The organism is Macromonas nakdongensis, from assembly GCF_002837145.1.
GTDB classification, from domain to species: Bacteria; Pseudomonadota; Gammaproteobacteria; order Burkholderiales; family Burkholderiaceae_C; genus Macromonas_B; species Macromonas_B nakdongensis.
Genome location: NZ_NWMV01000082.1, coordinates 1 through 3,887 on the forward strand (window position 1 = coordinate 1; position 3,887 = coordinate 3,887).

Here is a 3,887-nt window from a genome sequence, read left to right on the forward strand (position 1 = left end):
GGCGCCTCCCTCTTTCAAGAACAGCACTTCGTCGCCCGAGACCGGCTGGTTCAGGGGCGCGCCCAGTTCTTTCCAATTGGGCAGCAGCTCGTTCAAGGCGATGGGGTCCATCACGGCGCCGGAGAGGATGTGGGCGCCGGGCTCGGAGCCTTTCTCCAAGACGCACACGCCGATCTCGGTCCCGCGCTCGGCGGCCAGTTGCTTCAGGCGGATGGCGGTGGACAGGCCACCCGGGCCGCCACCGACGACGACGACGTCGTAGTCCATCGCTTCGCGCGGGCCTTGTTGTTCGAGCAAATTAAGGGGGGTTTTCATGGGGGTCAGGCCGGGGTGGGCAGGGTGGCCAGCGCCGCCAGGGCGCGCTGCAGCATGGCTTGCAGCAGCGGCTGCACCGACGTGGCCTTGTGTTCGAGGTAGGTGAAGGGCGGGGTTTCCTGCATGTAAAGGTCCTGCCCCATTTCCAGCTGGATGGCGTGCACCCCGCTGGCCGGTATCCCGTAGTGGCGGGTGATGTGGCCGCCCTTGAAGCGGCCGTTGACCACGTGGCTGTAGCGGCTCTGGCGGGCCTCGTCCACCACCGCGTCCAGGATGGCCGGCGCGCAACTGCGGCCGTCGGCAGTACCAAAATTCAGGTCAGGCAGCTTGCCCTCGAACAGCCGCGGCAGCACGCTGGCGATGGAGTGCGCGTCCCACAACAGCACCGAGCCGTGCGCGGCCTGGAGGCGGTCGAGTTCGGCACGCAGGGCGTCGTGGTAGGGGCGCCAGTAACGCGCCAGCCGGTCGGCCTGCTGGGTACCGTCCGGGGCCGGGGCCGCGCCGTAGAGCGGTTCGCCGCGGAAGGTTTCGGTCGGGCACAGGCCGGTGGTGGTCTGGCCCGGGTAGAGGCTTTCGCCGCCGGGCGGGCGGTTCAGATCGATCACGTAACGCGACACCTTGGCCTGCAGCACCGAGGCGCCCAGGCCCCGGGCGAAGGCGTAGAGCCGGTCGAGGTGCCAGTCGGTGTCCTGCAGCACCGGGGCGGTGTCGGTCATGCCGGCGGCGAACTCGGGCGGCAGTTCGGTGCCCAGGTGCGGGATGGAGATGAGCAGCGGCAGGTGGCCGCGGTGCAGGGTGTAGGTGGGGGTGTCGTCGCGGGCGTCGGGGGTCATGGGGGGCTTTCTTCGTCGGGGCAATACAGGGCGTCGGCCGGCAGGCCGGGCATGGCGCGGTGGATGGCCACGGCCGTGTCCTGGCGGATCACGTCGCGGGCGATGCGGGCGATGTGGGCGTCCAGGCCGGCCCATTCGTCCTCTCGCGCCAACAGGAAAAAATGGCGCTGGCCCAGCCGGGTGGCGGGCAGGGGCAACACCACCACCTCGTCCAGGTGGTGGCGCGACTGCCACAGGCACAACGGGGTGGAGAGGGCCCAGCCCAGGCCCGAGGCCACCAGGCTGAGCAGCGGGTCGGTGGCGTCGAACTCGCAGGCGCGCGGGGCCTGCACGCCGGCGTGGCGCAGGAAGCGTTCGATCTGCTGGCCGATCACCGAACGCTGGCTGTAGCGGATCAGAGGCAGGCCACCAGGCAGCTCGGCCAGTTCGCGCACCGAGGCCAGGGGCCGCACCGGGTGCGCCTTGGGGAACACCGCCACCCAGGACTCGGAAAACAGCAGGCGCTGGGTGATGCGCGGGTCGTCGATGGCGGAATCGGTGCAGATGGCGAAGTCGAGTTCGCGCCCGCGCAACTGCTGCGTCAGCGTCGGCGTCAGGCCCGACCACATCAGCATCTGCTGGGCCGAGCCCGACAACGCACGGATCAGGCTGGGGCCGACGGTGGCGGCGAAGGAATCGACGCAGCCGAGGTGGATCTGGGCGTGCGCCTGGCGGGCGCTGGCGCGCACCTGGTCGACCAGGGTGCGCGCCTGGGCCAGCAGCCGGCTGGCGCGCTCGCGCAGCACCTGCCCGGCGTGGGTGGGCACGGCGGGGCGCACCTCGCGGTCCAGCAGCGGTGTGCCCAGGTCGGCCTCCAGGGTCTTGACGGCCTGGCTGAGCGCGCTCTGGCTCACACCGAGCTGCTGCGCGGCCAGCGCCATGGAGCCGGCGTCGCAAACGGCGACGAAGGCTTCCAGTGCCTGCAGGTCGGGCAGGACGCGCGAACGGCGGGGCGGGCGGGGGCCGGCGGAGCGGGGAGACATGGTGCGCATGGTGTCAGGTTCGGCCGCAGGCGGCCACAAATTCAGAAAAACCAAAACATAGCATCGAAATGGCTTCAGTTGTGTGACGCCCGGTGGGGGCCGCCTAAGCTGCAGCCATTGCCAACCTTTTTCCACACAGAAAGCCCCCCATGCAAAGCTATGACGCCATCGTGATCGGCGCCGGTGTGATCGGCAGTTCGGTCGCCTACCACCTCGCCCGCCTGGGCGCCAAAAATGTGCTGGTGCTCGACCGGTCGCAGATCGGCGCCGGCACCAGCACCCAGTCCTCCGGCATCCTGCGCACCCACTATTCGGTGATCGAAAACGTGGAACTGGCCAAGAAATCCTGGTCGGTGTTCCAGGACTTCGCCGGCTACCTGGGCGACGAAGAGGCCTCGGCCGGCTTGGTGAAATGCGGCTACCTCATCTGCGCCCCCGAGGGCCCGAAGCTGGAACCGCTGCGCGCGGCCCTGGCGGGCCAGGAACGCATGGGCGTGGAGGTGCGCCTGATCGACCAGGCGGAAGCGCGCAACCGGCTGCCGATCGCCCAGTTCGACGACGCGGCGCTGATCGGCTTTGAACCGGAAGCCGGCTTCGCCGACGCCTACCTGGTAGCCACCGGCTTTGCCCGCGCTGCGCGCCGCCTGGGCGTCAAGATCATGGAAGGCGTGAACGTGGAGCGCCTGCTGCTGGACGGCGGCCGCGTGGTCGGCGTGGAAACCAGCCAGGGCACCTTCCACAGCGACACCGTCATCAGCACCCAGAACATCTGGGCCACCGACATCGAAAAGTGGACCGGCGTGCCCACGCCCGTCAAGGCCGAACGGCACGCCGTGCTGGCCCTGGAAGGCCCCGAGGCCTACAGTTTCCAGATGCCGGTGTTCAAGGACCTGGGCTCGCCCGGCATGCTGTACTGCCGCAGCTACGGCGGCAACCAGATGCTGGTGAGCGAAGGCACGGTGGGCGAGACCCTGGCCGCGCCCGACAACGAGCAGGGCGACATCTCCATGGACTACGTGGTGGAGGTGGGCGGCCAGGTGGCCGAGCGCTTCCCGTCCTTCGGCGAAGCCGGCCTGGCTTCGTCCTGGACCGGCGTTTACGACGTCACGCCCGACTGGAACCCGGTGCTGGGCCGCCTGCCCGACGTGCCCGGGTTGGTGGTGGGCTACGGCTTCTCCGGCCACGGCTTCAAGCTGTCGCCGGGCGTGGGCCTGGTGCTGGCGCAGGAAGCGCTGGGCCTGCCGACCGAGGTGCCGCTGACCCCCTACGCCCACGAGCGTTTCCGCAGCGGCCAGCTGCTGACCGGCCGCTACGGCCTGGGCGCCGTGTCCTGATCCGGAGGCCCACCATGCATGTACTGGTTTTTGTCAAGCGCGTGGTCGATTACAACGTCAAGGTGCGTGTGCGCAGCGACGGCACCGGGGTGGACACCGCCGGGCTCAAAATGTCCCTGAACCCCTTTGACGAGGTGGCGGTGGAGCAGGCGGTGCGTTGGCGCCAGGCGGGTGTGGCCCGCCAGGTCACGGTGGTGGCCTGCGGCCAGCCGGTGGTGCAGGACGTGCTGCGCACCGCCCTGGCCATGGGCGCCGACCGCGCCCTGCTGCTGGACCCCGGCAGTGCCGCGCCCGACGGCCCGGCCGTGCTGGCCGGCCTGGCCGCGCTGGTGCAGCGCGAAGGCGTGGACCTGCTGCTGTGCGGCAAACAGGCCATCGACGAC

At 70.0% G+C, this 3,887-nt stretch carries 5 protein-coding genes; 2 read left to right on the forward strand and 3 right to left on the reverse strand.

All coding sequences use genetic code 11. The annotated features are described in order from the left end of the window. The 3 genes from CON77_RS11155 to CON77_RS11165 all read right to left on the reverse strand — a co-directional run. On the reverse strand, positions 1-315 hold a 315-nt coding region (locus CON77_RS11155; protein ID WP_157826924.1), incomplete at its 3' end, for an NAD(P)/FAD-dependent oxidoreductase. 5 nt (positions 316-320) lie between these two features. After that, positions 321-1,148 carry an N-formylglutamate deformylase gene (hutG, locus tag CON77_RS11160; protein WP_101049215.1) on the reverse strand — a complete coding sequence of 276 codons (828 nt, stop codon included), beginning with the start codon at positions 1,146-1,148 and terminating at the stop codon, positions 321-323. Next, a complete protein-coding gene (locus tag CON77_RS11165; protein ID WP_232788504.1) occupies positions 1,145-2,170 on the reverse strand; it encodes a LysR family transcriptional regulator in 1,026 nt (341 codons plus the stop codon). Before CON77_RS11165 ends, hutG begins: the two co-directional genes overlap by 4 nt. A 149-nt stretch (positions 2,171-2,319) precedes the next feature. On the opposite strand from CON77_RS11165, the gene CON77_RS11170 reads away from it, so the two are divergent. Further along, positions 2,320-3,504 carry an NAD(P)/FAD-dependent oxidoreductase gene (locus tag CON77_RS11170; RefSeq protein WP_101049217.1) on the forward strand — a complete coding sequence of 395 codons (1,185 nt, stop codon included), beginning with the start codon at positions 2,320-2,322 and terminating at the stop codon, positions 3,502-3,504. Positions 3,505-3,518: 14 nt separating this feature from the next. Next, the coding region (locus tag CON77_RS11175) for an electron transfer flavoprotein subunit beta/FixA family protein (protein ID WP_439650560.1) at positions 3,519-3,887 on the forward strand (369 nt) is incomplete at its 3' end.

Bases quoted from the DNA above. Each gene is read 5' to 3' on its own strand.
- hutG (WP_101049215.1), bottom strand. From the start codon at position 1,148: ATGACCCCCGACGCCCGCGACGACACCCCCACCTACACCCTGCACCGC.
- CON77_RS11165 (WP_232788504.1), bottom strand. From the start codon at position 2,170: ATGTCTCCCCGCTCCGCCGGCCCCCGCCCGCCCCGCCGTTCGCGCGTC.
- CON77_RS11170 (WP_101049217.1), top strand. From the start codon at position 2,320: ATGCAAAGCTATGACGCCATCGTGATCGGCGCCGGTGTGATCGGCAGT.